Source organism: Pseudohalocynthiibacter sp. F2068, assembly GCF_023015645.1.
GTDB classification, from domain to species: Bacteria; Pseudomonadota; Alphaproteobacteria; order Rhodobacterales; family Rhodobacteraceae; genus Pseudohalocynthiibacter; species Pseudohalocynthiibacter aestuariivivens.
In genome coordinates, this window is record NZ_JALKAK010000002.1 from 104310 (window position 1) to 129187 (window position 24878).

A 24878-nucleotide genomic window follows, 5' to 3' on the forward strand; every position below is an offset into this window, starting at 1 on the left:
TCTGGCTCAGGCGGTGTCATTATCCAGTTCGCGCTCTAAGAACCGCTCAAACGCATCAAGATTCACGGCTTCGAACTGACCAAAGCTTTGCATCCAGATAGAGGCATCCCTTAAAGCGTCGGGTTCCAGCTTGCACCATTTTACGCGCCCACGCTTTTCCTGGCTGATCAATCCCGACCGCGTAAGAATTGTCAGATGCTTTGAAATTGCCGCAAGTGACATTTCGAAAGGCTCTGCCACGTCAGTGACTGCCATGTCGTCTTCCAGCAACATCGTCAGAATATGGCGGCGCGTGGAGTCAGAAAGCGCTGAAAAAACAATATCAAGTTTGGTGTTCATAGGTCTGAGGTAAATCGGGTATTCAGCAATTGGTCAACCATTTGGTTGAATATGGGCTGGCGGGGTGAGGTGACGCATCTACCCTGCAAAGCGTAGTGAACACTTTGTCGTGGCGAAAATTAAATATAGCTGTTTCAAATACTTAACTCTAAATTTCATGTTGTCGATGTTGCTTGACTCATGCGGCTCCGCTTTCTAGTTTGCGACGACTGACTGAGAGGCCGATTTTATGCCTGATGCACCCGACCCCGAGCGCCTGAAAACGCTTGAAGACCGGATCGAAGGCGCGCGAAAAGCGCAGGAACCAGCCCCTCGGAAGGAAGAGCATTATTCTCAGGCACAACATGCCTGGCGAATGGTGATCGAACTGGTCGCGGGTATTGCGATTGGTTTTGGCATCGGGATCGGGTTGGACACGCTGTTTGGGACCAAACCAATCTTTATGGTGCTTTTTATTTTGCTGGGTTTCGTGGCCGGCGTGAGGACAATGCTTCGCACCGCCAAGGAGATCCAAGAGGAACATGTGGCTGAGCAACAAAATGCAGCCACACGAGACAAGAGGGACTAGACGTGTCAGCAGAAGCAGAGGCAGAAACCGGCGGTTTGGTATTTCACCCGATGGATCAGTTCGTTGTTCAGCCTCTTTTTGGCGACGGACCGGTCATGTGGTACACCCCGACGAACGTGACACTTTGGATGGCTTTGACCGTTCTTTCGATCGTTTTGTTGCTGGTCGTTGGAACACGTCGTCGTGCCATTGTGCCAACGCGCACACAATCAGTCGGCGAAATGGCCTATGGTTTTGTCTACAAGATGGTTGAAGATGTGGCTGGCAAAGATGGCCTGCGCTATTTCCCATATATCATGACACTGTTCATGTTTATCGTGTTTGCGAACTTCCTTGGCCTCTTGCCGATGAGCTTTACGACAACGTCACACATCGCTGTTACTGCGGTTCTGGCGATTGCCGTGTTCCTGACAGTTACCATTCTGGGCTTTGTTAAGCACGGATTTGGGTTTCTAAACATTTTCTGGATCTCTCAGGCACCGTTGGTGCTTCGCCCAATTCTGGCGCTGATCGAGATCATTTCCTACTTTGTGCGCCCTGTTAGCCACTCTATTCGTCTTGCAGGGAACATGATGGCTGGTCACGCGGTGATCAAAGTATTCGCAGGCTTTGCGGCGATTCTTGCGATCTCTCCATTCTCTATCCTGGCGATTACTGCGATTTACGCACTTGAGACCCTGGTGTCCTTTATCCAGGCCTATGTTTTTGCAATTCTGACCTGCGTGTATCTGAAAGATGCGCTGCATCCTCATCACTAAGGTCTTGTGAATAATCACGAATTCTAATGCCAATTCCAACGTAAGGAGTAACGACTATGGAAGGCGATATCGTACAAATGGGTGCCTATGTGGGTGCAGGTCTTGCATGTACCGGCATGGGTGGTGCAGCTGTCGGCGTGGGTCACGTTGTTGGTAACTTCCTGTCGGGTGCCCTGCGCAACCCGTCTGCAGCGGCTGGTCAAACCGCAACAATGTTTATCGGCATCGCGTTCGCAGAAGCACTGGGGATCTTCTCGTTCCTCGTCGCTCTTCTGCTTATGTTCGCCGTTTGATCTTCCGGACCATCCTTACGGCCGGGGGGGCGCATGTTGCCCGCCCGGTGTAATCTAAGGTCTTAGGAGGACGACATGGCTACAGAGGTTGAAGAAACCGCAGGTCACGCTGCCGAATCTGCAGGACATGCTGCAGAGGCTGTTGGCATGCCGCAGCTTGATTTCAGCACGTTTTCGAACCAGATTTTCTGGCTCGTCCTGACGCTGCTGGCCATTTATTTCATTCTGTCGCGTATTGCGCTGCCTCGTATTGCTTCGGTTCTGGCTGAACGCCAGGGCACGATTACAAATGACATCGCTGCAGCCGAAGAGCTAAAGCTGAAAGCTGTGGAAGCGGAAGATGCTTATAACAAAGCACTCGCAGAAGCTCGCGCAGAAGCAAACCGTATCATTGCTGAAACAAAAGCCGAGATTCAGGTTGATCTGGACAAGGCAATTGCAAAGGCAGATGCAGAGATCGGCGTAAAAACTGCAGAAGCAGAAAAAGCAATTTCTGCTATTCGCGAAAGCGCTGCGGATAACGTCAAGGAAGTTGCAAAAGAAGCTGCGAAGGAAATCGTTGCAGTTTTGGGTGGTTCTGCTGACGCGCGCTCGATCACCTCAGCGGTTACCGCACGTTTGAAAGGGGCTTCAAGATGAAAAAGCTGATTTTCCTTTTTACCGCTGCGGCAAGTCCGGCCTTTGCTGCGTCGGGTTCGTTTTTCTCGCTTGGAAACACTAACTTTGTTGTGTCGATCGCGTTCCTGCTTTTTATCGGAGTTTTGATTTACTTCAAAGTTCCGGGGATTGTCAGTGGGCACCTCGACAAACGTGCTGACGGAATAAAATCAGATTTGGATGAGGCCCGTGCTCTTCGTGAAGAAGCGCAAACTATCCTCGCATCTTACGAGCGCAAGCAAGAAGAAGTGAAGGATCAGGCGCAACGCATCATCGAAGCCGCCAAGGTTGAGGCTGCGACCGCTGCAGAGATTGCAAAAGAAGATTTGAAGGCAAGTATTGCGCGCAGGCTAGCGGCTGCTGAAGATCAGATTGTTTCTGCACAGTCGTCTGCGGTTAAAGCAGTTCGCGATCGCGCGGTTGTGGTGGCTGTCGCTGCTGCCGGTGATGTGATTGCCAAGCAAATGAGCGCTGCCGAAGGCAACAAGCTGATCGAAGCGGCAATAGCGGACGTGGACGCGAAACTACACTAGCTGCCACTGCACTTAAAAGAAGCTAGAAACCCGGCCTTCGCGGTCGGGTTTTCCTTTACGCAGGCGCGCTTCTAACGTGCCTGCTCGTGCGCTAGCCGTTGTTGCGCAATCGCCTCGTTTTGATCTGTCTTTTGCTGATCCGACATGCATTGCTCAACATAATTGAGATGCTCTTCTACTGCGACACGGGCACCCGCAGCATCACGCGCCTGCAACGCCTTGTTAATTGCGCGGTGCTGATTCAATAGCGTGTCACGGGTTGTGCGTTGTTTAAACATGACCTGACGATTGTAAAAAACACCTTCGCGCAAAAGCTCAAACATGGATCGCATCATGTGAAGCATGACAACGTTGTGGCTTGCCTCGATAATGGCGAGGTGGAACTCCGCATCAAGTTTTGCTTCTTCCGTCGGATTACGCTTGGTGTGAGCCGCTTCCATTTTCTTAAAAACCGTATCGACGACCAAGAGATCAGTATCCGAGCCAAGCCGCGCAGCACGTTCTGCAGCGAGTCCCTCCATATCGCGCCGAAAATCAATGTAGTCAAAGAGGGCTTCATCATGGCTTGCAAAAAGGGCGACCAGGGCAGGGGAAAAAGCAGACCCAAGGACATTGGCCACATAGATACCAGCGCTAGCCTTGCTGTTCAGAAGTCCGCGATCTTGCAGATCAGCCACTGCTTCACGCAGGCTGGGGCGTGACACGCCAAGCTTTTCGGAAAGTTCACGTTCGCTTGGCAGTCGTTCGCCGGGGCGCAATATCCCGCGCAGGATCAAGAGCTCGATCTGGCGTACGACAGAGCTGGATAGTTTTTCGGATTGAACTTTTTGAAATGGCATTGCGGACCCCTTGAAAGTGGTAAGATCATATGACCAGCAACGGAAGACGACAATGAAAAAGGCCGATCCTTTTAGGAATCGGCCTTTCGAATTGGTTTAACAATGATCAGGCAGTTGGGCGGATCACGATTTCAACACGGCGGTTTTGTGACCGGCCTTCGGACGTCAGATTGGAAGCGACAGGTTGGCTTTCACCTCTGCCGAATGCCCTTACACGATAAGAAGGAACGCCCTGCCCAAGCAGAACTGAAGCCACGGCATTTGCTCGCCGCGATGACAGACCTTGATTGTAACCAGCTTCACCGACATTGTCGGTATGGCCTATTACTTCAACTGTTGTGTCTGGGTAATCGAGCAAATTTCCAGCGAGCGCCCGCAAATCACGTTGTAAATCGGAACGGACATTCGCGCTGTCAGTTGCAAACAAGATGTCCTGTTGCATTGTCACAATTAGTTCGTTGCCAGTGTTAACGATACCAATCTCATCGTTGCCTAAATCGCGGCGCAAATCAGCGGCTTGTTTGTCAAGCTGGCTGCCAATAACGGCACCTACGCCGGCACCAATCGCGCCACCAATAACTGCATTCTTAAAGCGATCATTGCCGCTTTCGCGCGTTCCTCCAAGAAGTGCGCCAATACCAGCGCCTATCAAGGCCCCGTTTGCAGTGCGATTTGGGTCTCCGTCTGCGGTTCTGATGCCGCCACCCGTGTCTTCACACCCGGCAAGTGCCAAAGCACCTACAGTTGCGGCTATAAGTGGTAACTTAAATCGAATCATAATCTGCCTCATAAACTCTGAGTACTCTGCGTACACTCACTGCTTAATACATTGGGCGATGTTATCGAATAACAAGCCCTTTTTCTTGGCGATAAACCGCCAACAGGAGGTTTTCAGGCCGATTCCGAGCGTGCAGATTCCCAAGCCAGCATGGCGCGTTTGACCGGCAAGCCCCAATGATACCCCCCAAGCCCGCCGGATTTTCTTAGCGCGCGGTGACAGGGAATAAGCCAACTGACAGGGTTACGGCCAACGGCTGTTCCCACTGCACGCGCAGCGCGTGGCGCACCAACGGCCTGCGCGATTTCGGAATAAGTTGAGACATGACCTGAAGGGATTGAGAGCAATGCCTCCCAGACTTTGATTTGCAGTGGTGCACCTATAAGGACAAGCCTCGTTTCAGTTCCACCAAGCGCACCGTCAATCCAAGGCTGCAGATATTGTGGGGCCTCTATAAATGTCGCCTTTGGCCATCTCGAGGTCATGTCCTCCATTGCATGTTCGCGCCCGCATTCCGAAGTGAACGCCAGCCCGCAGAGGCCTTTGTCCGTTCCCATGGCAAGCATCTCGCCAAAGGGGCCATCGAACCAACCCCAATATATCGTCAGGCCTTTGCCACGCGCCGCGTAGGTTCCGGGGCTCATCGCTTCCCATTTGATAAACAGGTCATGCAACCGACCACCACCAGAGAGACCTGTCGCATGTGCGGTATCAAGCACTGTGAACCTATCCCGCAGCAAGGTTTTTGCGTGACCAAGCGCAAGATATTGCTGGTAGCGTTTTGGCGAAACACCAACCCAACGGCTGAAAACACGCTGAAAATGCGCTGGGCTCATGTTCATGCGCTTGGCAAGATCATCCAGCGATAGCGGTTGATCCGCGCTGTCGATCTCATCCAGTGCGCGGCGGATGAGGTTAAAATGATAGCTGTCTTCGGTCTGCATCTGGTCGCTCCGTCTTTGGTAAACAGGATAGGTTAGGCAGGGGGCCAATGCGACCCGAAAGCTGCGCCATCGACGGGCTGGACGGCAGGTGCGCGCTTGTGCATACCTCTGGCATGGCAAAGCAATTAGACTATCATACGATATATGAAATATTCACCCGGTTTCGGGACGCGGAACCCGAACCAAAAGGTGAATTGGATCATACCAACGCCTATACGTTGGTGGTTGCGGTCGCGCTAAGCGCCCAAGCGACGGATGTGGGTGTGAACAAAGCGACGAAGGAATTGTTCAAGATCGCGGATACGCCGGAAAAAATGCTGGCGTTGGGGATTGATGGCTTAACCGAGCATATAAAAACCATCGGCCTTTTCCGTCAGAAAGCGAAGAATGTCATCAAGCTCAGCCAGATATTGGTTGATGAATATGATGGTGTTGTGCCGTCTTCCCGCGCAGCATTGATTTCGCTTCCGGGCGTAGGGCGTAAAACCGCGAATGTTGTTTTGAACATGTGGTTCAAGCAGCCAGCACAGGCCGTTGATACACATATTTTCCGTATCGGAAACCGGACCGGTATTGCGCCGGGTAAAGATGTTGACGCGGTTGAGCGCGCTATTGAAGACAACATTCCAGCGGAATTTTTGCAGCACGCTCATCATTGGTTGATTCTGCATGGGCGCTATGTTTGTAAGGCTCGCAAACCCATGTGCGGTAATTGCATTCTGCGTGATCTCTGCCCTTTTGAGGAAAAAAATCTATGACGAAAAAGTATCAGGTTGTCGGCATCGGAAACGCGATTGTCGATGTGCTTACACAGTCTGACGATAACTTTCTGGAAAACATGGGCATCCAGAAAGGCATCATGCAACTGGTGGAGCGTGACCGCGCAGAAACCTTGTACGGAGCAATGAACGGTCGGACGCAAGCACCGGGAGGTTCGGTTGCAAATACGCTTGCCGGGCTTGGAAGTCTTGGGCTGACGACGGCCTTTATGGGGCGTGTGCATGATGATGACCTCGGTAAGTTTTATGCGCGTTCAATGGCTGATGAGGGAACGGATTTCGTAAACCCCCCTGTCGCCGGAGGAGAGCTGCCAACGTCACGTAGTATGATCTTTGTGTCCCCAGACGGCGAAAGGTCGATGAACACATACCTAGGCATCTCGGCGGAACTTGGCCCTCAGGACGTTTCGGCGGACGTGGCCGCAGACGCGGAGTTGTTGTTTCTTGAAGGCTATCTTTACGACAAAGACAAAGGCAAAGCTGCTTTTGCCGCTGCTGCGCGCGCTTGTCGGGCGGCAGGTGGCAAGGCTGGGATCGCATTATCCGACCCGTTTTGTGTCAACCGGCACCGGGCAGATTTTCGTCAGCTTGTAAAAGGCGAAATGGACTATGTGATTGGCAATCAGGATGAATGGGTTTCGCTTTACGAAGCCAATGATCTTGAAGACGCACTGGCGCAAGCACGCATCGATTGCGGCACGGTTGTTTGTACACGCAGTGGTGAGCCTGTCGTTCTGATTCGCGGTGATGAACGCGCCGAGGTTCCTGTTGAAACAATCACGCCCGTTGATGCGACAGGGGCGGGTGACCAGTTTGCAGCGGGTTTCCTCTATGGTTTGTCCACCGGACAGTCACTGGAAAACTGTGGACGCATGGGCTGCATTGCGGCATCAGAAGTGATCCGACACATGGGGGCGCGGCCCCAAGCGAACGTCAGAAAAAGCTTTGAAATGAGTGGGCTGATCTGACGGGGAGGTTCTGCGGAAGCAAAGGTTTGCTGCATGTGTGCAAATTATGCTTTTAGGCTTTGAACTGAAAGCGGACGGGTTAAAACGAATGAGTTCGCTGAACTAACGCAGTTTTTAATGAACAGCGCATCTCCGTTTTTGTTTGGCTAACGTTTTTGGCGAAAGGTTTAGCAAGGACAGGAATACCCGACTTGCCAAAGGCCCTACCTATGCATTTAGTGGCTTCATGTTGTCGCGTACGTTATTCTGGCTTTTCTTCGTGTTCTGGGTCGCGTCGGTCATCTATAGGATGGTACTGACTGCGGTTACCTATACCTATTCTTTCGATGTGGCACGTGCCTACTGGGGTATGCGGTTCTTCAACCTTCACCTTTTTTGGAATTTGCAGTATTGGCGGGTTTGGGGTGTATTGTCCATTTCAAGCCGAAAACATGGACAGGGCTAAGATCGCTTATAGAAATAGTCACAATTGTTGTTTTGGTAGGGCTCCATTTCGTGACGCTTCGATTAGAGATTGGTTATCGTGAACGGATAACAATAGCGGATCAAATGCATGTGGTGGACTGGGTCTATAGCCCGTCTGGACGCGGCAACTTTTCCAGCAAGCGTGGACTTCGGATTGAGGTAATCCTGCCAGGCTACCGTCCAATCCACGGCGAAAGGCCTCCTGTCTATTTGCGGCTCAATCTGGCGAAAGGGGACAATCCGTGGCTGATGAACAACCACCTTCTTTCTAAGGAACCGGTGGGACCGGATGAGGCAGTTTGCGTTGAGGACATCGTGAACCGCTACTGCCGTTTTGCAACAGGAGGGGCGTGGTACATCGCCCATCATCAGGTTTCCTCTGGGGTGAAGGAGCATCTTTATCCATCGCTTGACCAACTTCGGTCGGAGGTTTCTGCGCTATTTGATACGTTCATTGAGGTAAACTAGACGGAACCCCCGATTGTCGCCGGAGTTGGGAGAGAAAACTACCAATTCGACTACTAGTAAAGGCGCCTCACGAAGGTTCGGAAAATTCACAAGTAGTCCAATAAAATTTGCTGACTTCGTCACCGCTTTTCTATTCACCTAACTTCGCGTGTACCTCATCCAGGTCAATCTCGCCTTTCGGGAGCTTGTTGCCGGGATTTTCAAAGTCATACTTGAACAGATTGAAATCGCGTTTGTAGATTTCGTAGACCAGATGCTTTGACAGATCGTCAAAGTAGTCTTCGACCGGATGGGCGCGTTTCGGGCCGTGGCCTTCGCTTTCGTTAAACCGCGGCATAGCGCCCAGATCAACTTCGTGCTTCTTCTCGATAGCATCAAGAACCGATTGCATACCTTCGTTGAAGGTTTCGGTGTGGAAGATGTTATCGTAGCGCCCACCGTTCACGATGTAGGTTGAAATATGTCCGGACATGGCGGACCAGTGAATATCGGGTTCCATGGGACGCCGCCAGCGTATGGTATCGCGTGCGAATAGCAGAAAACGGCGAAATGACGCGACCTGATCAAAATCACCCTCAACCTGAATTCCGTATTTCTGTATCAAAAGTGGAACAAGATTTCCGCGATAGCGTTTGCCATTGCGCTGTATCCCGCAGATCTTGTCGAAAAACGAAGAAAGGATGCGCGTGTAAGGGTTTCGCACACAGGTGAAGGCATAACTTTGGTGCTTTGTGACATTTTCTTCAATCAACGACTGGCTGTCTTCAAGCGCCCATTTGTGTATGCCTGAAGTTGCATCATGAATGTCGCCATCAAAGAACGTGCCATGATCTGAATAGTACATCACCTGACCGATTGTGGAGCAGGCGCACTTTGGCACAACGCGGTAAACCACGCTTTCGCTCTCGGTCATCCAGGTTCCAGGAAAACCCATATTTTATTCGCCTCCAGATACCCCACGTTAGTCACGTTATTGTTAGGGGACATTTGTAACTAAAAAAGCAAAGAAATACTGTTTATTCAATGGCTCTTCACGTTATCTATGTAAACAATCGTAAGTTTATGGGATCTTAGTTTCCAAAATGGCAAAAATAGCCTTTATTCTGCTCTGTCATAAAGACCCTGATGCCATCATCAAACAAGCGCAGCGTTTGACTGCGGCTGGTGACTTTATGTCGATCCATTTTGATGCACGCGCCAATCCCGAACATTTCTTTAAAATCAAGGACACGCTTAAGGACAACCCGAACGTCACCTTCGCCAAAAAACGCATTAAATGTGGGTGGGGTGCCTGGTCTCTTGTACAAGCGACACTTCATGCGGTTGAGGCTGCGGTAGAGACATTTCCACGCGCAACGCATTTTTATATGCTGTCTGGTGACTGTATGGCGATCAAATCAGCTGAATACGCGCATGAGTTCCTGGATTCAAACGATGTTGACTACATCGAAAGCTTTGATTTTTTCGAAAGTGACTGGATCAAAACCGGTATGAAGGCAGAGCGCCTGGTCTATCGCCATTTTTTCAACGAACGCACACACCAGAAACTGTTTTATGGCTCGCTGAATTTGCAACGCAAGTTGGGGCTTGTAAGAGAGGTGCCGTCTGACCTTCAAATAATGATCGGTAGTCAATGGTGGTGTTTGCGGCGGCGCACGATTGAATGGATTTTAGATTTTATCAAATCGCGCACTGACGTTATGCGGTTTTTCAAAACGACCTGGATACCGGACGAAACCTTCTTTCAAACTTTGGTAAATCATCTTATTCCCAAAGAAGAGATTGAAAGCAGGACGCTGACATTTCTGGTGTTTTCCGACTATGGAATGCCAGCGACATTTTACAACGATCACTATGATTTATTGCTTAGCCAGAATTTTCTTTTTGCTCGAAAGATTAGTCCCGAAGCGCATGAACTCAAACGACGGTTGGGGGCACTTTACGCAAGTACGGGTGAGACTTTTCAGATTTCAAATGAGGGGCGGAGCCTTTTTAAGTTTCTGACAGGACGCGGTCGTATGGGGCGTCGTTTCACACCGCGGTTCTGGGAAACGGAAAGTACTTTGGGGCGTGAACGGGAACTTATGATCGTCGCGTGCAAGAAATGGCATGTGGCCAAGCGTCTTGTCGATAAGGTGCGTCAGGTGACGAACGTACCCGCAATTGATTATTTGTTCGACGAGGAAAACACCGTGCTGCCTGATCTTGGCGGCATTCAAGCAACGATCAGCAAGCGTACACGTCACAGACGCGCGCTCATGCGGATGTTGTTTGACTATTACGAAACGGATCGGATGCTGATTTGTCTGGATCCTAACAACATTGATCTGTTGCAAGATTTCTATGCAGACAGAAGCAAAACCAAACTGCTCGAAATTGATTGCGATTTTACAGATGAATATCTGATTGGGCACGCAAAAAGGGTTGGATTGGCAGGGGAACGAACGTCGCAAGAAACATTGGATCGCCTTTTGCCAACAATCCGGTTTGATGTCTTGTTCGAAAGTGACGCGCTGCGGGATGCAAATTTCCCCAGGTATTACCGTTTACGAGAGTCTGCATCCGTCGAAGAAAACACTGTTCACCTCGCAGAGTTTTTCGATATTTCCGAAGAAAAAGCGCATGAAATCGCCAATACCACCCATCTGTTCGCTGACTGAGAAACCAAATGAGCTATGTTTACGATGACCAGAATATTTTCGCGAAAATTTTGCTGGGCGAAATTCCAAATGATACGGTTTTGGAAACTGAATATAGTTTGGCGTTTCGCGATATCGCGCCGCAGGCTCCGGACCATGTTCTGATAATTCCGAAGGGTCCTTATGTTTGCTACGATCACTATGCGAACGAAGCCTCCGATCCCGAAATCGTAGATTTTACCCGGACAATTGGCAAAGTCTGTTTAATGCTTGGCATTGATCCCGTCTCAGGTGGTAAGGGCTACAGAGTCATATCCAATACCGGTAAAAACGGCGTGCAAGATGTCCAACATTTACATGTCCATGTACTTGCAGGACGCTCCTTAGGGCCAATGCTTCGGCAGGGTTGATATGTTCACGCAACGCCTTTTTCGGACGTTAGCGCGACGAATACATCTTCAAGGTCCGGTTCTTCCGTGGCTACATCCTGAATGACGATGTTCGCTGCGCGAAGTGCATCCAGTATCTCAGAAGCATTTGTTTGACTCGTGTGGTAAGTGAAGGCAAGCGCGCCATTTCGTCTGTGTGTAAGCGTGACACCTTTTGGCGGCGTAATATCTGCAGCGCCTTGAGGCAGGATAACGAGCGTTTTCTTATCCATCCGTCCGACAAGAGCAGCGGTTTTATCACGTATCAGAATTTCGCCGTGATTAACGATCGCTATTTCGTCGCAGATTTCTTCGGCCTCTTCCAGATAATGTGTCGTCAGAATAATCGTCATACCCTGCTCGTTTAGCTTGCGAATATTTTTCCAAAGCATCTGGCGCAGTTCGATATCGACGCCGGCCGTTGGCTCATCAAGCACCAGAATTTGCGGATGATGTACCAGAGCCTTCCCAAGAAGAAGCCGCCGGCGCATCCCGCCTGAAAGGGTTCGCGCATAGGCCTCTGCCTTGTCGGTCAGGCCGATCATCGCAAGTATTTCGTCGGTTGTGCGTTGCGACTTTGGAACGCCGTACAGCCCGGCCTGCACTTCTAGGGCGGAACGGGGGCTGAAGAACGGGTCCATGTTTAGTTCTTGGGGCATAACACCAATTGCCGCGCGTGATTGGCGGGGGTTCACGTCCTGATCAAACCCCCAAATGCGAACTTTGCCAGATGTCTTGAGCACAAGGCCTGCAAGTATGTTTATCAGGGTCGATTTCCCTGCACCATTTGGGCCGAGTAAGCCAAAAATGCTTCCGGCAGGGATGTTGAGATCAATGCCTTTCAGTGCTTTTTTCCCGGGTTGCTTCCCAGAGGGTGCGTAGGTCTTGGTCAGACCTTCGATTTCGATCGCATTCTGTGACATTCCAACAGTCCTTTTGGCCCGTTCCGGCCTTGCCCGCGCGTGTCATTGCGCTATCATGTCTCTGACTTACGGGCAAAGTCTGCCCTCGACAACCTGAACGGAGCCACCATGACCACTGATGCCCCAGAAACCGTCGTCGTCGACACGTATCGCGTTGCTTGTGATGGGGGTGAAGGCGCGCAGGGCCATCCGCGTGTCTGGTTGCAAATTTCGACAGACAAAGGTTGGGTCGAATGCGGCTATTGCGACAAGAAATTCGTGCATAAAGATCATACCGAAAAATCCAAGTAAGCAGATAATTCGGGTACCCGCCTAAGCGCTGTTCAGCGCAGGTGTGCAATGCGTGTGAATAGGAACTGGGAGGGGTATCATGGCCTTTGGCAAAGGATGCCATTTGCATCTTATAGATGGTTCGGCTTTTATTTTTAGGGCCTATCATGCTCTGCCACCCCTTACGCGTAAATCAGACGGTTTACCAATTGGTGCGGTCGCAGGGTTTTGCAACATGCTGTACAAGCAGGTTGAGGACAACAAAGGGGATGATGCGCCGACACATGTGGCAGTGATCTTTGACCATTCCGGCAAAACGTTTCGAAATGACATTTACGACAAATACAAAGCGAACCGTCCCCCGGCGCCGGAAGATTTGCGACCGCAGTTCCCACTGACACGCGATGCGACGCGAGCGTTCAACATCGCTTGCATCGAGATCGAAAATTTCGAAGCCGATGATATTATCGCAACCCTTGCGAGGCAGGCGCGTGAAGCGGGTGGGCGATGCACAATTATTAGTTCTGACAAGGATCTGATGCAGCTTGTTGGCGGCGGCGTCGAAATGCTCGACGTGATAAAGAACAAGCGGATCGACCGGGAGGGTGTCGAAGAAAAATTTGGCGTCGGGCCAGAGCGTGTTGTCGATGTGCAGGCGCTTGCCGGGGACAGTGTCGACAATATTCCGGGTGCGCCCGGAATTGGTATCAAGACAGCGGCTTTGCTGATCAACGAGTATGGCGATCTGGAAAGCTTACTCTCGCGTGCTGAAGAGATCAAACAACCCAAACGGCGGCAGTCTTTGGTTAAAAATGAAGAGCTGATCCGCTTGTCCCGCCAACTTGTGGAGCTCGATCAGAATATGGAGCTCGATTTCAGCCTGGATACGCTGGAACTGCGAGAACCGATTGCAGAAGATCTAATGGCCTTTCTTGCCGAGATGGAATTTCGCACGCTGACGAAGCGGATTGCAGATCAGATGGGTGTTGAGGCACCCTTGATCGCGGATGCTCCCGTTGCTGTTGAGGTGGGAACACCGAAAGCAATTCCATTCGACGCGGACGCTTACGAATGGGTGAAAGATCGTACAGCTTTGGAGAAATGGATCGCGCAAATCTATGGACGCGGCTGGGTCGCCGTCGACACAGAAACAACCGGGCTTGATGAAATGCTGGTTGATCTGGTTGGCATATCCTTATGCGTTGAGCCGGGGCAGGCCTGCTATATTCCCCTTATCCATCGCGCCGAAGCCGGAGAGGATTTATTCGCCTCAGACGCACTTGCCGAAGGGCAGATGCCTATAAATGAAGCCCTCGAAGTTCTGAAACCGATGCTTGAGGATCCGTCGATCCTGAAAATTGGTCAGAATATGAAGTATGATGCCAAGATTTTCAAACGATATGGCGTTTCAGTCGCGCCAATTGATGACACGATGCTGATGTCTTACGCGCAGAATGCGGGTCTGCATAACCACGGTATGGATGCGCTTTCGCAGCGCTATCTGAACCATGATCCAATATCTATCAAATCACTGCTCGGAACCGGGAAATCTGCAATCACCTTTGACAAAGTACCCGTTGCAGATGCTGTAAGATACGCGGCGGAAGACGCAGATATCACGCTACGTCTATGGCAGTTCCTGAAACCACAACTGCACCAAAAGCATGTCACGACCGTTTATGAAACGCTGGAACGCCCACTCGTTCCGGTACTTGCCGAAATGGAGATGCACGGCATCAAGGTTGACCGGGATACCCTGAGCAGGATGTCAAATGCCTTTGCGCAGAAAATGGCCGGGCTGGAGGCGGAGTTGTACGAACTGGCAGGGCATAAGTTCAATGTGCAATCCCCCGCTCAGGTTGGTGCAATCTTGTTTGACGAGATGGGCTTGGAAGGCGGAAAAAAAACCAAGACCGGCCAGTGGTCGACCCCGGCAGACGTGCTGGAAGATCTTGCAACCGAGCATGGCTTTCCCGGACGGGTGCTGGATTACCGGCAATTGCAAAAGCTGAAATCGACATACACAGATGCGTTGCAAGAGCATATTCACCCCTACACAGGCCGCGTGCATACGTCCTATATCCAGTCTGGAGCATCGACCGGGCGATTAGCGTCATCTGATCCGAACCTACAAAACATCCCCGTTCGTACCGAAGAGGGGCGCCGTATTCGCGAGGCATTTGTCGCAGAAGAAGGTAAAACACTGATCAGCCTCGATTATAGTCAGATTGAACTGCGTATTTTGGCGCATATCGCCGAAATAGATGCGTTGAAACAGGCGTTTCGTGAAGGGCAGGACATTCATGCGCTGACAGCGTCTGAAATGTTTGGCGTACCGATAGAAGGCATGGACCCCATGGTGCGCAGGCAGGCAAAAGCCATCAATTTTGGCGTTATCTATGGAATTTCGGGTTTTGGACTTGCCCGCAATCTGCGCATTCCCAGGAAGGAAGCACAGGAATTCATTGATCGCTATTTTGAACGTTTTCCGGGAATTCGGGCCTACATGGATAAAACCGTGGAGTTTGCGAAAGAACATGGTTTTGTTCAGACGTTGTTTGGTCGGAAAATCCATACACCCGAAATCAATGCCAAGGGACCGCATGCTGGTTTTGCGCGCCGCGCTGCAATCAATGCCCCAATTCAGGGAACAGCGGCCGACGTCATCCGCCGCGCAATGATACGGATGCCTGCGGCAATTGCCGACCTGCCCGTAAAAATGCTGCTTCAGGTCCATGACGAACTGATTTTTGAGGTCGACGATAGTGCGGTGGAAGAGGCAATCACACGCGCGCGTGACGTCATGGAAGGCGCGGCAATGCCGGCTGTGAAACTGGACGTGCCGCTGACGGTAGATGCCGGAAGAGGGGCGAATTGGGCGGAGGCGCATTAAGAGTATGCGAAACCTAGATCGGCGCTTCAAATCTGACGCCAGCCCGCTCCGGCATCTCTGCGATCAGTTTTGTGAAAATCAGAAAGGGTTTTGCCAGGTTCAGTTCTGAAACTGTCCAGTTCGATCAGCTCTGCAATCCTGTCCGCACGAAACACCCGGAAGCCGTTTCGCAGTTCGCACCATGTGACCAGTGTCCAGACTTTCCCCCAAAACCAAAGTCCGAGGGGGCGAACGGTTCGTGATGTTTGGCTGCCTTCAGCATCACCGTAGATCATTTCTAACCGTGTACGGCTATCGATTGCGTGTTCCAGTAAATCAAGACGCTCACGCAATTCTTCGTTCATGTCTGGCATCGGAATCGCGTGAACCTGAACTGCGTTTGCCCGATCACGTTCAGTGTCTGGCAAAACAGCGCTGATTTTCACCAAGGCTTCCTGAGCGGCCTCGGCCATTGATGCGCCACCCCACGCGCGGATCATCCGGGCCCCCGCCACCAGCGCGACAATTTCATCGCGGTTGAACATAAGTGGAGGCAAATCATAACCGTCGCGCATCAGATAACCGACACCGGCTTCGCCATCTATAGGCACGCCCGAACCGATAAGATCAGCGATATAGCGGTAAATTGTACGTTCTGAAACTTCGAGCCTTTCTGAAAGAACCCGGGCCGTAAGCAACCGACCACCGCGCAGATATTGTACTATCTGAAAAAGGCGGTCGGCCCGGCGCATGGTTATGCAGCCTCAAACATGCCGATGGAGTTCCCGTCAGGGTCCAGCCCGTAGACAAAACGCCCAACCGGAATTGTGACCGGTGGACTGAGCACTTCTCCTCCGGCCTTTTTGAACCTTTCTACCGTTGGTTCCAGCGCATCTGGTACAGCCAGATGCAGGGTTGCCCCGGTCCCGTCAGAGGCAGGTTTCCCGGGATAAAGATGCGCTGCGGTCCCAGTTCCATCTGCGGTCGGCAAAATTGCAATCGGGTTTGGACCGGTGTCGTCAATTGTCAGGGTGTAGTTGAAAACAGTTTTGTAAAATTCCATTGCGCTTGGCAGGTTGGTTACTGGAATTTCCGCCCAAACAAGGGCATTTTGGGGTTGGAACGTCATCTTGGTCATCTTTCCTGTGTTAGTGATATAATGACCATCGCACACCCCTGCTGACAACGGGGTGTCAGGAGTGTTCGCGAAATTGTGACAGTCCCGGTTTTCTTTTCCCCCGCAAGGTGAAGGGTCTCTTACTCCGAGATCATATAGAATTTGTGCAGGGTTTTTGTGATCTCCCAGATGCATTTCGTGCCTTTGGCAATGAAAAACGTGTCACCCGCCGTGAAAGTATCTGAAGACCCATCGGCGTTCGTCAGCGTGACAGAGCCCGAAATGACCGTCATCATTTCATCTACCGGATATGCCTCGATCTCTTCACGACACGGGGCGCATTTCCAGACGCCCGATGAGATACCCGTTTCCGAATTGTTGTAGGCTTCGTGAATTAGTTCGGTTTTGTCGGTCTTCGTGAAAAGCTCTGGCGGAACAAGATCTGAAGGTTGAAACCCGGTTTTAGGGTCTCCGTCCGGCAGTAGCCTGATTACGTTCAAAGTCATTTATTCCCCTCCGGATTGAAATTGGTCTTTTGTGCAGACCATCCAATTTACAACATTAGTTAGATCACTTAGTGATGGCCAGTGCTGTAGCCCAAATCATGCTATCCACACTGGATAAAGCAGCAGTTCGCCGCAGCCACATCAATGTCGATTTGTGCCGCAACGCATCACTGTCAGAGATCAGTGCGCCAGACCATTCTTCCTACGTTGCACCCATTTCGCCGCTCAAGAACGGCTCCGGGCTATCCACTTCTTCCAGTTTCTTGCCGTTAATCCACCAAAACCGATTGCCCACATGTCGCAGGAAGCTTCGATCATGGCTCACCAACAGGCAGGAAGCACTATGTGTAATTAGCTCATCTTCCAACGCTTCCTGCCCTTCGATATCCAGATGATTAGTTGGTTCATCAAGCAGGTAGAAATTTGGGTTCTTGAGCCGCATGACCAACATCGCCAATCGGGCTTTTTGTCCACCTGATAATGCACCAATCTTGGTGTCCTGCATCTGAATCGTGACGCCCGCACCCGCTAAAACCCCTCGTGCGCGTTGATCGCCAATATCAAATTGCCCCGTTACCATGCTCATAGGGGTGTCGGTATCGGCAAGCTGGCTCAGGTGTTGGTCAGAATAGGCAGGTACAATTGACGGTGCACATCTCATTATATCATCCGCACCTGTCAACGCCCGCTGTATCATCTTGATCAGCTGTGTTTTGCCAGCGCCATTGGCGCCCAGCAATACGATACGGTCGCCTTGAGAAATCCATTTCTGCCCCGTCTTGTAAAGCAACTGTCCATCGGGCGTTTCAACCGGAACGTCAGCCAATGTGATCAGAGCTTTAGCGTGAGTGCCGCTGTTAACCAGTCTGATGTCGCCCGCGCTTTGCTCTTGGTGGGCAGGCTTGGCGGCCGCCTCCAACTTGGCGGCTCGTTCGGTCAGTTGCTTGGTTTTGGTTAGCAATAGATCAGAACCCGAGTTAACTCCGACATTTTTCAACTTCGCGGCCTGTTTGCGCAGTTGCTGGGCTTTGTTCAGGTCATTGGCAAAGCGGCGCTCATCGGCAGCGTCGGCTTCATCTAATGCGATACGTGCAGCGGTGAAGGGCAGCTGAAATACGCGTGACCGCTCGGGTCGCAAAAACAACGTACGATTGGTTGTTGCGTCCAGAAACGCCCGATCATGCGAAATAATTACGACCGGCACGTCGCAGGGTAAAGCGGCCAACCATTCTTCCAGCAGTCCTATGCGATGCAAATCCAGATGATTGGTCGGTTCATCCAGCAGCAACACATCTGGTTCTGTAATCCAGACCGCCGCCAGCATTGCAGTGCGTTGCCATCCGCCACTGAGTTGGTTCAATGGTTTATGCTGCAATTCATATGGTACCTTTAGATCATTCAGGACGACATCTACACGCCAGTTTTCATATTCGGCCTGTTCAGTGGAGAGCGCAGCCAACACCCAATCATAAAGTGTCATTGCCAACGCGTCATCCGGCACATCCTGTTTCACATAACCAACGCGTAAACCACGCGCGCGCGTGATTTCTCCGGTGGTTTGTTCAAACAGACCTGCCAAACAGCCAAGTAAAGTGGTTTTACCGCGCCCGTTTGCGGCAACCAGTCCTATACGGTCGGCTTTGGATATAGTCAGATTCAGGTCGGAAAAAAGAGTGTCGCTAAGGGTTACACCCAAAGCACTGATATTGATAATTGTCATTGGAAACTCAGGTCAAACAAAGGTGGCCGCAGCACGGCTTGGGGCAGACCGATAGTGAAACTATTCTCGGGCCAGCCCTGCAAACGAGTTTACAGGGCGAAACGGGGACCATGCTGAAGTCGGCGGATGATACGCATGCTCAGCTTGTGCCCTCCCATTGTTGATTGTGACCTTATGAAGCCATTCTAGAAAACATGACTGATCCTGGCAACAGTCTCTTTGTGTGCAGCCATTCGTATTGGTTTCTCCTGTCTCTCAATGTCAGTAACTTTAAAGTAGACGATGGCAACTTCGGGCGCACCGTGACCATTCATACCCAGCGCAGCAAACAGTAATTTGGACTCGAAACGGTAGTTCGCTGCTTGAGTGATTGTCTATTTGGAGCCGAAATTGTAACCGGGTGGCGTAAGACAACGCTAGTTTAGATTCTGGTCATTAGTCCAACAAACCTGCGTACCATGGGCGAGACGATAAGGATCATCACGAATGCAATCGCCTAGGCTGGCTTTCATGCGTTCATCCACAGACTGATATAATCGCTTACAATTCCGATAGTGCGGTATGTTGCGACGGCTGCAACAACGAATGACATCAAGCCGGACCCCAAAAACCCAAACAGAAACAGTGCAAATTTTTTCGGAAGCATAGGAAGTCTTAGAGTCGGGACGAAGTCGCGCGTTATGTTGTGAGTGGTTAGATAGGCGCGTTTCAGCTTTCGCCAAGTTCTGCCGATGCAATAATCGGAAAAAACTTCCCGCCGGACCAGACGCCGAACCAGCTTGTGCCCTCAACATTCTCGTGACAGCCGATGTCGACAAGACGGTAAAAACTTTTCCTGTCAATAAGCGCCTCAAGATTGGCGCGGATCAGAACATAAGGTGATGGCTCGCCCGTTTCGGGGTCACGCGCAACGCGTATCGGATGATCAGGGCCTGCTTCTGCTGTGTCATCGACTTGTGTTGTAAAGGTCAGGGTTTGATCGCTTCCAGTTCCCGAAACCTCAAAATCAACGGCAACGAAAGGGGCATCATCAACGGTAATGCCAACCTTTTCGACAGGTGTGACGAGGAAATAATCATCACCGTCTTTCCGAATGATTGACGAGAAAAGTTTGACCAGCTCTTTGCGGCCCATCGGTGTGCCAAGGTACCACCAGGTTCCATCACGCGCGATGCGCATATCCAGATCGCCGCAGAATGGCGGATTCCATAGATGCACCGGTGGTGGCCCCTTTTTTCCTGCCGCTTTCGCCGCTGATACGAGGTTTTCCGCCGATGGTTTCACAATCTTTTGTCCAGACATCGCTTTTGTCATTTGTTTCTCAGAAGATAACAGCCTTTAATACGCAGATATAGATGTTAAGGGAGTCATGCCATGGCTGAGGCCGAAAATCTTGTTGCAGACATTGAGGCGCTGGGTGAAAAACTTGCGCTGGCAAAGGCCAGTATTACCAAGCGTTTTATCGGACAAGAACGGGTCGTAGACCTTGCATTGACGGCCTTGCTGTGTGGTGGCCATGGTTTGCTGATCGGGTTGCCCGGACTTGGCAAGACGCTTTTGGTCGACACACTGGCAAAAGTGATGGGGCTTGACGGCAATCGCATTCAGTTCACGCCTGATCTGATGCCTGCTGATATCCTCGGCTCAGAAGTGCTGGAAAAGAAAAAGGGCGGAGAGCGGGCATTCCGTTTCATCGAGGGTCCGGTTTTTTGCCAGCTTTTAATGGCGGATGAGATCAACCGTGCAAGCCCAAGAACGCAATCTGCCCTATTGCAGGCAATGCAGGAAAAGGAAGTCACCATTGCGGGTGAGCATCGCGCGCTTGGTGTACCCTTTCATGTTCTTGCAACACAAAACCCGATTGAGCAGGAGGGCACTTATCCTTTGCCAGAGGCGCAGCTTGATCGGTTTCTTGTGCAGATTGATGTTGATTATCCTGATCGCGACACAGAGCGCGACATTTTGTTGGCGACAACCGGGATAGAAGAAGCCGTTTCTGAACAGGTGTTTACTGACAAGGAATTGCTGAAAGCGCAAACTCTATTGCGACGGATGCCTGTCGGGGAAGCAGTGGTCGAGACAATTCTTGATCTTGTCAGGGCATTCCGACCTGAGGAAGCTGGTGTGGCACAGATTGTGCGAGATTCAGTTGCCTGGGGGCCGGGGCCAAGAGCGGCACAGGCTTTGATGCTGACTGTCAGGGCGCAAGCGTTGCTTGAAGGGCGGCTCGTGCCTTCTGCTGAAGATGTTGTGAAAATGGCGCGGCCCGTACTGTCCCATCGGATGGCGCTTACCTTCGCGGCGCGCGCACGGGGCGAAGAGCTAGGTTCATTGATTGAGAGAATTTCCGAAGAGGTAATGAGAATCGAGGCTGCTGCGTGAAGACAGCTCGTCATCTTCGACGCGGCGCGGCAGAGCTCGCCGCACCTTTACCCCCGCTTCTTGCAGAAGCAGAAAAGCTGGCGGCGACGGTTTTGCTGGGTGAGCATAGCCGCAGGCAGGCAGGTGCGGGTGACGAATTCTGGCAGTACCGTCCGGCCGTCGAAGGTGATGAGACCCGACAAATTGATTGGCGGCGTTCTGCCAAATCTGACGTACACTTTATCCGCCAAAGGGAATGGCAAGCTGCACAAAGTGTTCTTCTTTGGCCTGATACCGCAGCATCGATGGATTTTTCATCAGATAAAAACCTGCCAGAAAAGGGCGCACGCGCGAAGGTATTGGCGTTGGCTGCGTCCATTTTATTGGTACGTGCGGGCGAACGCGTTGGTCTGGCAGATAGCGATACCCCGCCCAGATCTGGTGAGGCTCAATTGCTTCGAATGGCGGAAACACTGTCGTTTGAAGAAAGTGACAGGGACTATGGCGCGCCACAGTTGACAGGTTTGCGGCCAAATGTTCGGGCGGTGTTCTTGTCAGATTTTCTGGGTGATTTTGCGCCGGTTGAAGCGGCCCTTACCAAAGCAGCAGACAGAGGCGTGCGTGGGGCATTGCTTCAGATACTTGATCCTCAGGAAGAAGCTTTTCCGTTTGATGGCCGTACCATTTTTGAGAGTATGGCCGGAAAGCTGAGGCATGAAACGCTTAAGGCGAGCGATCTTCGCGGGCGCTATCTTGATCGCTTGGCGGCGCGTAAAGATGCGTTGCGGTCTTTGGCGCGTGCGACCGGCTGGCACTTTGAGTGCCGCCACACAAACCAAGGAGCGCAATCCGCATTGTTATGGCTTTATCGTTCACTGGAACGGAGAAACTGATGGTGATGTTTGGTCCCGTTGGATTTGCGCTGCCGTGGCTGCTTTGGGCTTTGGTCGCGCTCCCTATTCTTTGGTTTATTTTGCGCGCTATTCCCCCGGCCCCAATTCGGCGGCGGTTCCCCGGTGTTGCGCTTTTGCTGGGACTTACTGACGACGAAAGCCTGAGTGATAAAACGCCGTGGTGGTTGTTGCTTTTGCGGATGTTGGCGGTGGCTGCAATCATCATTGGTTTTGCGGGTCCGGTCCTAAACCCGGAATCCGCACGCAGCGGTGACGGGCCACTTATGATTGTTGTTGATGGTACATGGGCCGACGCACGAGATTGGCGCGCTAGGCAAGACCGGATCGCAGGTTTGCTGGCTGAAGCCGGACGTGCTGGACGGCCCGTTGCCGTAATGACCCTGACAGAGCCTGATAAAGGGCCGGTGCTATTTCAAGCGGCCGGCGTCTGGGCAGAGCGTTTGGCGGGTGTTCAGCCACGTCCATGGGAACCTAACTTAGAAGAGCTGGAAAACTGGCTGGCGGAACTGGGAGACGCAGAGTTCGAGACCTTTTGGATATCCGACGGCCTGGAACGTTCTGGCCGCGCAGAATTGTTGGAATCTTTGGAAACGTACGGCGCTGTCACGGTCTTTGAAGGAGAAAATACAGTTCATGCACTTAGGCCGGTTGTCTTCGAAGATGGCGTTGTTAAGGTAGAGGCCATACGCTCTGAAACTGGGGAAGCCAGGGATTTTTCAATTTCGGCAATCGGGCTTGACCCCAGCGGTCAGGAACGTGAGCTGGCACGCGCTGATCTCCGTTTTGGATTGGGTGAGGAAACGGCTGATGTGGCTTTTAGCCTTCCCCCGGAACTTCGAAACAGGATCTCCCGGTTTGCATTAGTTGGCGTGCGTTCAGCCGCAGCAGTGACGCTGGCCGATGACAGTTTGCGCCGTCGTGAGGTTGCCCTAATTGCCGGGCGTGAAGACCGCGAAGGGTTGGAACTGCTTTCACCGCTTCACTACCTCAAGAAGGCCTTGGTACCGACGGCAGATTTGATTGATGGGGTGCTGAGCGATGTCTTGCTGGCAAATCCGGATGTGATTGTCCTCGCGGATGTCGCAACTTTGTCAGAAGGTGAATCGCGCGATGTCGCTGAATGGGTTGCTAAGGGTGGGTTGCTGTTGCGCTTTGCCGGTCCCCGGCTTGCAGCAAGTGATATCAGTCGGGACAGCGAAGATATTCTGATGCCTGTGAGGCTGCGGCGCGGTGGGCGCAGCGTTGGCGGCGCGATGAGTTGGGGATCGCCCAAAGGGCTTTTACCTTTTGCAGAAGACACCGTGTTTTACGGACTTGAAATACCTGATGACGTTCGTGTTAACGCGCAGGTAGTTGCCCAGCCTGACCCGGAACTGGCTGAGCGTGTGATCGCCTCGCTTACGGATGGCACGCCTTTGGTAACACGCAAAGCTTTGGGTGACGGGCAGGTCGTCTTGTTTCACGTTACAGCGAATGCGGAATGGTCAACATTACCTTTGTCCGGGCTGTTCGTAGGTATGCTCGAACGGCTGGCAGTTTCTAGCGGATCTTTTGATCGTGGTGAGGAAGATCTGGCAAGCACGACCTGGGTTGCAGAAAAAGTCTTGGATGCCTTTGGCCAGTTGGATGATGCTGGCGCGATGGCGGGTATCGCTGGCGAGACTTTGGCCGCTGGCAAACCGATGCGAGCGATGCCACCTGGTCTTTACGCAAGCCGCGACAGGCGAATAGCCTTGAATGCAATCGATCAGGAAACGGAACTGAAAACGACCAGCTGGCCTGTTGGTCAGCGTGTTGAAGGGCTTGGTCGCGCGGCTGAAACCGCTTTGAAAAGTATGTTTTTAATGGCGGCACTTCTTTTCTTGCTAGTTGATATATTTGCGTCGCTCGGGCTTGCCGGGCGTCTTCGAGGCCCTCGCGTAAGTAATGCTGCAGCTGTCCTGCTTTGCGTGATGTTAATAGCACCTGAGGCGCGCGCGCAGGATGATTTTGCAATTATTGCAACCTCTGAGGTGGTGCTAGCACATGTTATTACGGGCAATGGCGAAATTGATCGCGTCGCTCGGGCAGGGTTGGTAGGTCTTTCACAAGTGCTGAACAGCCGTACGTCGATTGAACCTGCACCTCCGATCTCGATTGATCTTGAGCGTGATGAGCTTTCGTTCTTTCCCTTCCTTTATTGGCCGGTAACACCAGATCAGCCGCTTCCGTCAGATGAGGCATATGGAAAGTTGAACCGGTATCTACGCAACGGCGGCATGATCCTTTTTGATACAAGAGACAGTGATATTGCTGGTGGGCGTGGCGGAGGCCCGAACGGGCAGAAGTTGCAACAACTGGCCTGGTCACTTGATATTCCCCCGCTCGAACGTGTTCCGGCCGACCATGTTCTGACTCGCACGTTTTACCTGTTGCAAGATTTTCCCGGCCGCTACGCGAGCCGGAATGTCTGGGTCGAAGCTGCACCCCCTGATGCAGAACAGGTCGAGGGAATGCCATTTCGCAACCTAAACGACGGGGTGACGCCGGTTGTGATCGGCGGTAATGACTGGGCCTCTGCCTGGGCGGTCGATGATGGGGGCAATCGGATGTTTCCAATCGGACGTGGGTATGCGGGTGAAAGACAACGTGAGATCGCTAAGCGGTTTGGCGTCAATCTGATCATGCATGTGCTGACTGGAAACTACAAATCGGATCAGGTTCACGTTCCCGCTTTGCTGGATCGGCTGGGGCAATGAA

The 24878-nt window shown here is 51.8% G+C and carries 26 protein-coding genes; 15 read left to right on the forward strand and 11 right to left on the reverse strand.

What is annotated here, in order from left to right; genetic code table 11:
• Nucleotides 1-6: 6 nt before the first annotated feature.
• Nucleotides 7-339, reverse strand: coding sequence for a metalloregulator ArsR/SmtB family transcription factor (locus MWU63_RS02860; RefSeq protein WP_213887297.1), 333 nt, complete (start codon nt 337-339; stop codon nt 7-9).
• Nucleotides 340-568: 229 nt separating this feature from the next.
• On the opposite strand from MWU63_RS02860, the gene MWU63_RS02865 reads away from it, so the two are divergent.
• The 5 genes from MWU63_RS02865 to MWU63_RS02885 all read left to right on the forward strand — a co-directional run bounded on the left by MWU63_RS02865 (nt 569) and on the right by MWU63_RS02885 (nt 3148).
• Entirely contained in the window at nt 569-907 is a 339-nt protein-coding gene (locus MWU63_RS02865; protein ID WP_213887298.1) for an AtpZ/AtpI family protein, read from the forward strand.
• Between the two features lie 2 nt (nt 908-909).
• A complete protein-coding gene (locus MWU63_RS02870) occupies nt 910-1665 on the forward strand; it encodes a F0F1 ATP synthase subunit A (protein ID WP_247076930.1) in 756 nt (251 codons plus the stop codon).
• Between the two features lie 56 nt (nt 1666-1721).
• Entirely contained in the window at nt 1722-1958 is a 237-nt protein-coding gene (locus tag MWU63_RS02875) for a F0F1 ATP synthase subunit C (RefSeq protein WP_155527283.1), read from the forward strand.
• Between the two features lie 75 nt (nt 1959-2033).
• The gene (locus MWU63_RS02880) at nt 2034-2597 is read left to right on the forward strand and encodes a F0F1 ATP synthase subunit B' (RefSeq protein WP_213887299.1); all 564 of its coding nucleotides are present in this window, start codon (nt 2034-2036) and stop codon (nt 2595-2597) included.
• The gene (locus MWU63_RS02885) at nt 2594-3148 is read left to right on the forward strand and encodes a F0F1 ATP synthase subunit B (RefSeq protein ID WP_213887300.1); all 555 of its coding nucleotides are present in this window, start codon (nt 2594-2596) and stop codon (nt 3146-3148) included. Before MWU63_RS02880 ends, MWU63_RS02885 begins: the two co-directional genes overlap by 4 nt.
• 71 nt (nt 3149-3219) lie before the next feature.
• Here the strand turns inward: MWU63_RS02885 and MWU63_RS02890 are convergent, their stop codons facing one another.
• From MWU63_RS02890 to MWU63_RS02900, 3 genes are all read right to left on the reverse strand, one after another.
• Nucleotides 3220-3987 carry an FCD domain-containing protein gene (locus MWU63_RS02890; RefSeq protein WP_213887301.1) on the reverse strand — a complete coding sequence of 256 codons (768 nt, stop codon included), beginning with the start codon at nt 3985-3987 and terminating at the stop codon, nt 3220-3222.
• 106 nt (nt 3988-4093) lie between these two features.
• Nucleotides 4094-4765 carry an OmpA family protein gene (locus MWU63_RS02895; protein ID WP_213887302.1) on the reverse strand — a complete coding sequence of 224 codons (672 nt, stop codon included), beginning with the start codon at nt 4763-4765 and terminating at the stop codon, nt 4094-4096.
• Nucleotides 4766-4878: 113 nt separating this feature from the next.
• Nucleotides 4879-5709 (reverse strand): bifunctional helix-turn-helix domain-containing protein/methylated-DNA--[protein]-cysteine S-methyltransferase, encoded by an 831-nt coding sequence (locus MWU63_RS02900; protein WP_247076932.1) that lies wholly within the window; start codon nt 5707-5709, stop codon nt 4879-4881.
• A gap of 113 nt (nt 5710-5822) precedes the next feature.
• Between MWU63_RS02900 and nth the strand changes: the two genes are divergently transcribed.
• The 3 genes from nth to MWU63_RS02915 all read left to right on the forward strand — a co-directional run bounded on the left by nth (nt 5823) and on the right by MWU63_RS02915 (nt 8389).
• The gene (gene nth / locus MWU63_RS02905) at nt 5823-6467 is read left to right on the forward strand and encodes an endonuclease III (protein ID WP_213887756.1); all 645 of its coding nucleotides are present in this window, start codon (nt 5823-5825) and stop codon (nt 6465-6467) included.
• Nucleotides 6464-7456 carry an adenosine kinase gene (locus MWU63_RS02910; protein WP_213887304.1) on the forward strand — a complete coding sequence of 331 codons (993 nt, stop codon included), beginning with the start codon at nt 6464-6466 and terminating at the stop codon, nt 7454-7456. The genes nth and MWU63_RS02910 overlap by 4 nt, the downstream gene beginning before the upstream one ends.
• A gap of 495 nt (nt 7457-7951) precedes the next feature.
• Nucleotides 7952-8389, forward strand: coding sequence for a hypothetical protein (locus tag MWU63_RS02915; RefSeq protein WP_213887305.1), 438 nt, complete (start codon nt 7952-7954; stop codon nt 8387-8389).
• Nucleotides 8390-8519: 130 nt separating this feature from the next.
• Here MWU63_RS02915 and MWU63_RS02920 read toward each other — a convergent pair whose 3' ends face one another.
• On the reverse strand, nt 8520-9323 hold the full coding sequence (locus tag MWU63_RS02920) for a sulfotransferase family protein (RefSeq protein WP_213887306.1): 804 nt from the start codon (nt 9321-9323) through the stop codon (nt 8520-8522).
• Between the two features lie 148 nt (nt 9324-9471).
• Here MWU63_RS02920 and MWU63_RS02925 point away from each other — a divergent pair, with 148 nt between their 5' ends.
• Nucleotides 9472-11049 (forward strand): DUF5928 domain-containing protein, encoded by a 1578-nt coding sequence (locus MWU63_RS02925; RefSeq protein ID WP_213887307.1) that lies wholly within the window; start codon nt 9472-9474, stop codon nt 11047-11049.
• A gap of 8 nt (nt 11050-11057) precedes the next feature.
• Entirely contained in the window at nt 11058-11438 is a 381-nt protein-coding gene (locus tag MWU63_RS02930) for an HIT domain-containing protein (RefSeq protein WP_213887308.1), read from the forward strand.
• 5 nt (nt 11439-11443) lie between these two features.
• Here the strand turns inward: MWU63_RS02930 and MWU63_RS02935 are convergent, their stop codons facing one another.
• A complete protein-coding gene (locus MWU63_RS02935; RefSeq protein WP_213887309.1) occupies nt 11444-12379 on the reverse strand; it encodes an ABC transporter ATP-binding protein in 936 nt (311 codons plus the stop codon).
• Between the two features lie 108 nt (nt 12380-12487).
• Between MWU63_RS02935 and MWU63_RS02940 the strand changes: the two genes are divergently transcribed.
• Together MWU63_RS02940 and polA are read left to right on the forward strand one after the other, a co-directional pair.
• The gene (locus tag MWU63_RS02940) at nt 12488-12670 is read left to right on the forward strand and encodes a zinc-finger domain-containing protein (protein ID WP_213887310.1); all 183 of its coding nucleotides are present in this window, start codon (nt 12488-12490) and stop codon (nt 12668-12670) included.
• Nucleotides 12671-12749: 79 nt separating this feature from the next.
• A complete protein-coding gene (gene polA, locus MWU63_RS02945; protein WP_213887311.1) occupies nt 12750-15542 on the forward strand; it encodes a DNA polymerase I in 2793 nt (930 codons plus the stop codon).
• 26 nt (nt 15543-15568) lie between these two features.
• On the opposite strand, the gene MWU63_RS02950 is transcribed toward polA, so the two are convergent.
• The 5 genes from MWU63_RS02950 to MWU63_RS02970 form a co-directional block, all read right to left on the reverse strand.
• Nucleotides 15569-16273, reverse strand: a complete 705-nt coding sequence (locus MWU63_RS02950) for a YafY family protein (RefSeq protein ID WP_213887312.1) — start codon at nt 16271-16273, stop codon at nt 15569-15571.
• Nucleotides 16274-16275: 2 nt separating this feature from the next.
• Nucleotides 16276-16659, reverse strand: coding sequence for a VOC family protein (locus MWU63_RS02955; protein WP_348646207.1), 384 nt, complete (start codon nt 16657-16659; stop codon nt 16276-16278).
• Nucleotides 16660-16778: 119 nt separating this feature from the next.
• The gene (locus MWU63_RS02960) at nt 16779-17144 is read right to left on the reverse strand and encodes a cupin domain-containing protein (RefSeq protein WP_213887314.1); all 366 of its coding nucleotides are present in this window, start codon (nt 17142-17144) and stop codon (nt 16779-16781) included.
• Between the two features lie 202 nt (nt 17145-17346).
• Nucleotides 17347-18864, reverse strand: coding sequence for an ABC-F family ATP-binding cassette domain-containing protein (locus MWU63_RS02965; protein ID WP_247076934.1), 1518 nt, complete (start codon nt 18862-18864; stop codon nt 17347-17349).
• A 708-nt stretch (nt 18865-19572) separates the two neighbouring features.
• Nucleotides 19573-20178, reverse strand: coding sequence for a DUF1285 domain-containing protein (locus tag MWU63_RS02970; RefSeq protein ID WP_246531560.1), 606 nt, complete (start codon nt 20176-20178; stop codon nt 19573-19575).
• Nucleotides 20179-20238: 60 nt separating this feature from the next.
• Between MWU63_RS02970 and MWU63_RS02975 the strand changes: the two genes are divergently transcribed.
• Genes MWU63_RS02975 through MWU63_RS02985 form a run of 3 tightly spaced genes read left to right on the forward strand, consistent with a single transcriptional unit; the run spans nt 20239 to nt 24877 of the window.
• The gene (locus MWU63_RS02975) at nt 20239-21246 is read left to right on the forward strand and encodes a MoxR family ATPase (RefSeq protein ID WP_213887317.1); all 1008 of its coding nucleotides are present in this window, start codon (nt 20239-20241) and stop codon (nt 21244-21246) included.
• Nucleotides 21243-22118, forward strand: a complete 876-nt coding sequence (locus tag MWU63_RS02980) for a DUF58 domain-containing protein (RefSeq protein WP_213887318.1) — start codon at nt 21243-21245, stop codon at nt 22116-22118. Before MWU63_RS02975 ends, MWU63_RS02980 begins: the two co-directional genes overlap by 4 nt.
• Entirely contained in the window at nt 22118-24877 is a 2760-nt protein-coding gene (locus tag MWU63_RS02985; protein ID WP_213887319.1) for a DUF4159 domain-containing protein, read from the forward strand. The genes MWU63_RS02980 and MWU63_RS02985 overlap by 1 nt, the downstream gene beginning before the upstream one ends.
• The last annotated feature ends 1 nt before the right edge of the window (nt 24878 follow it).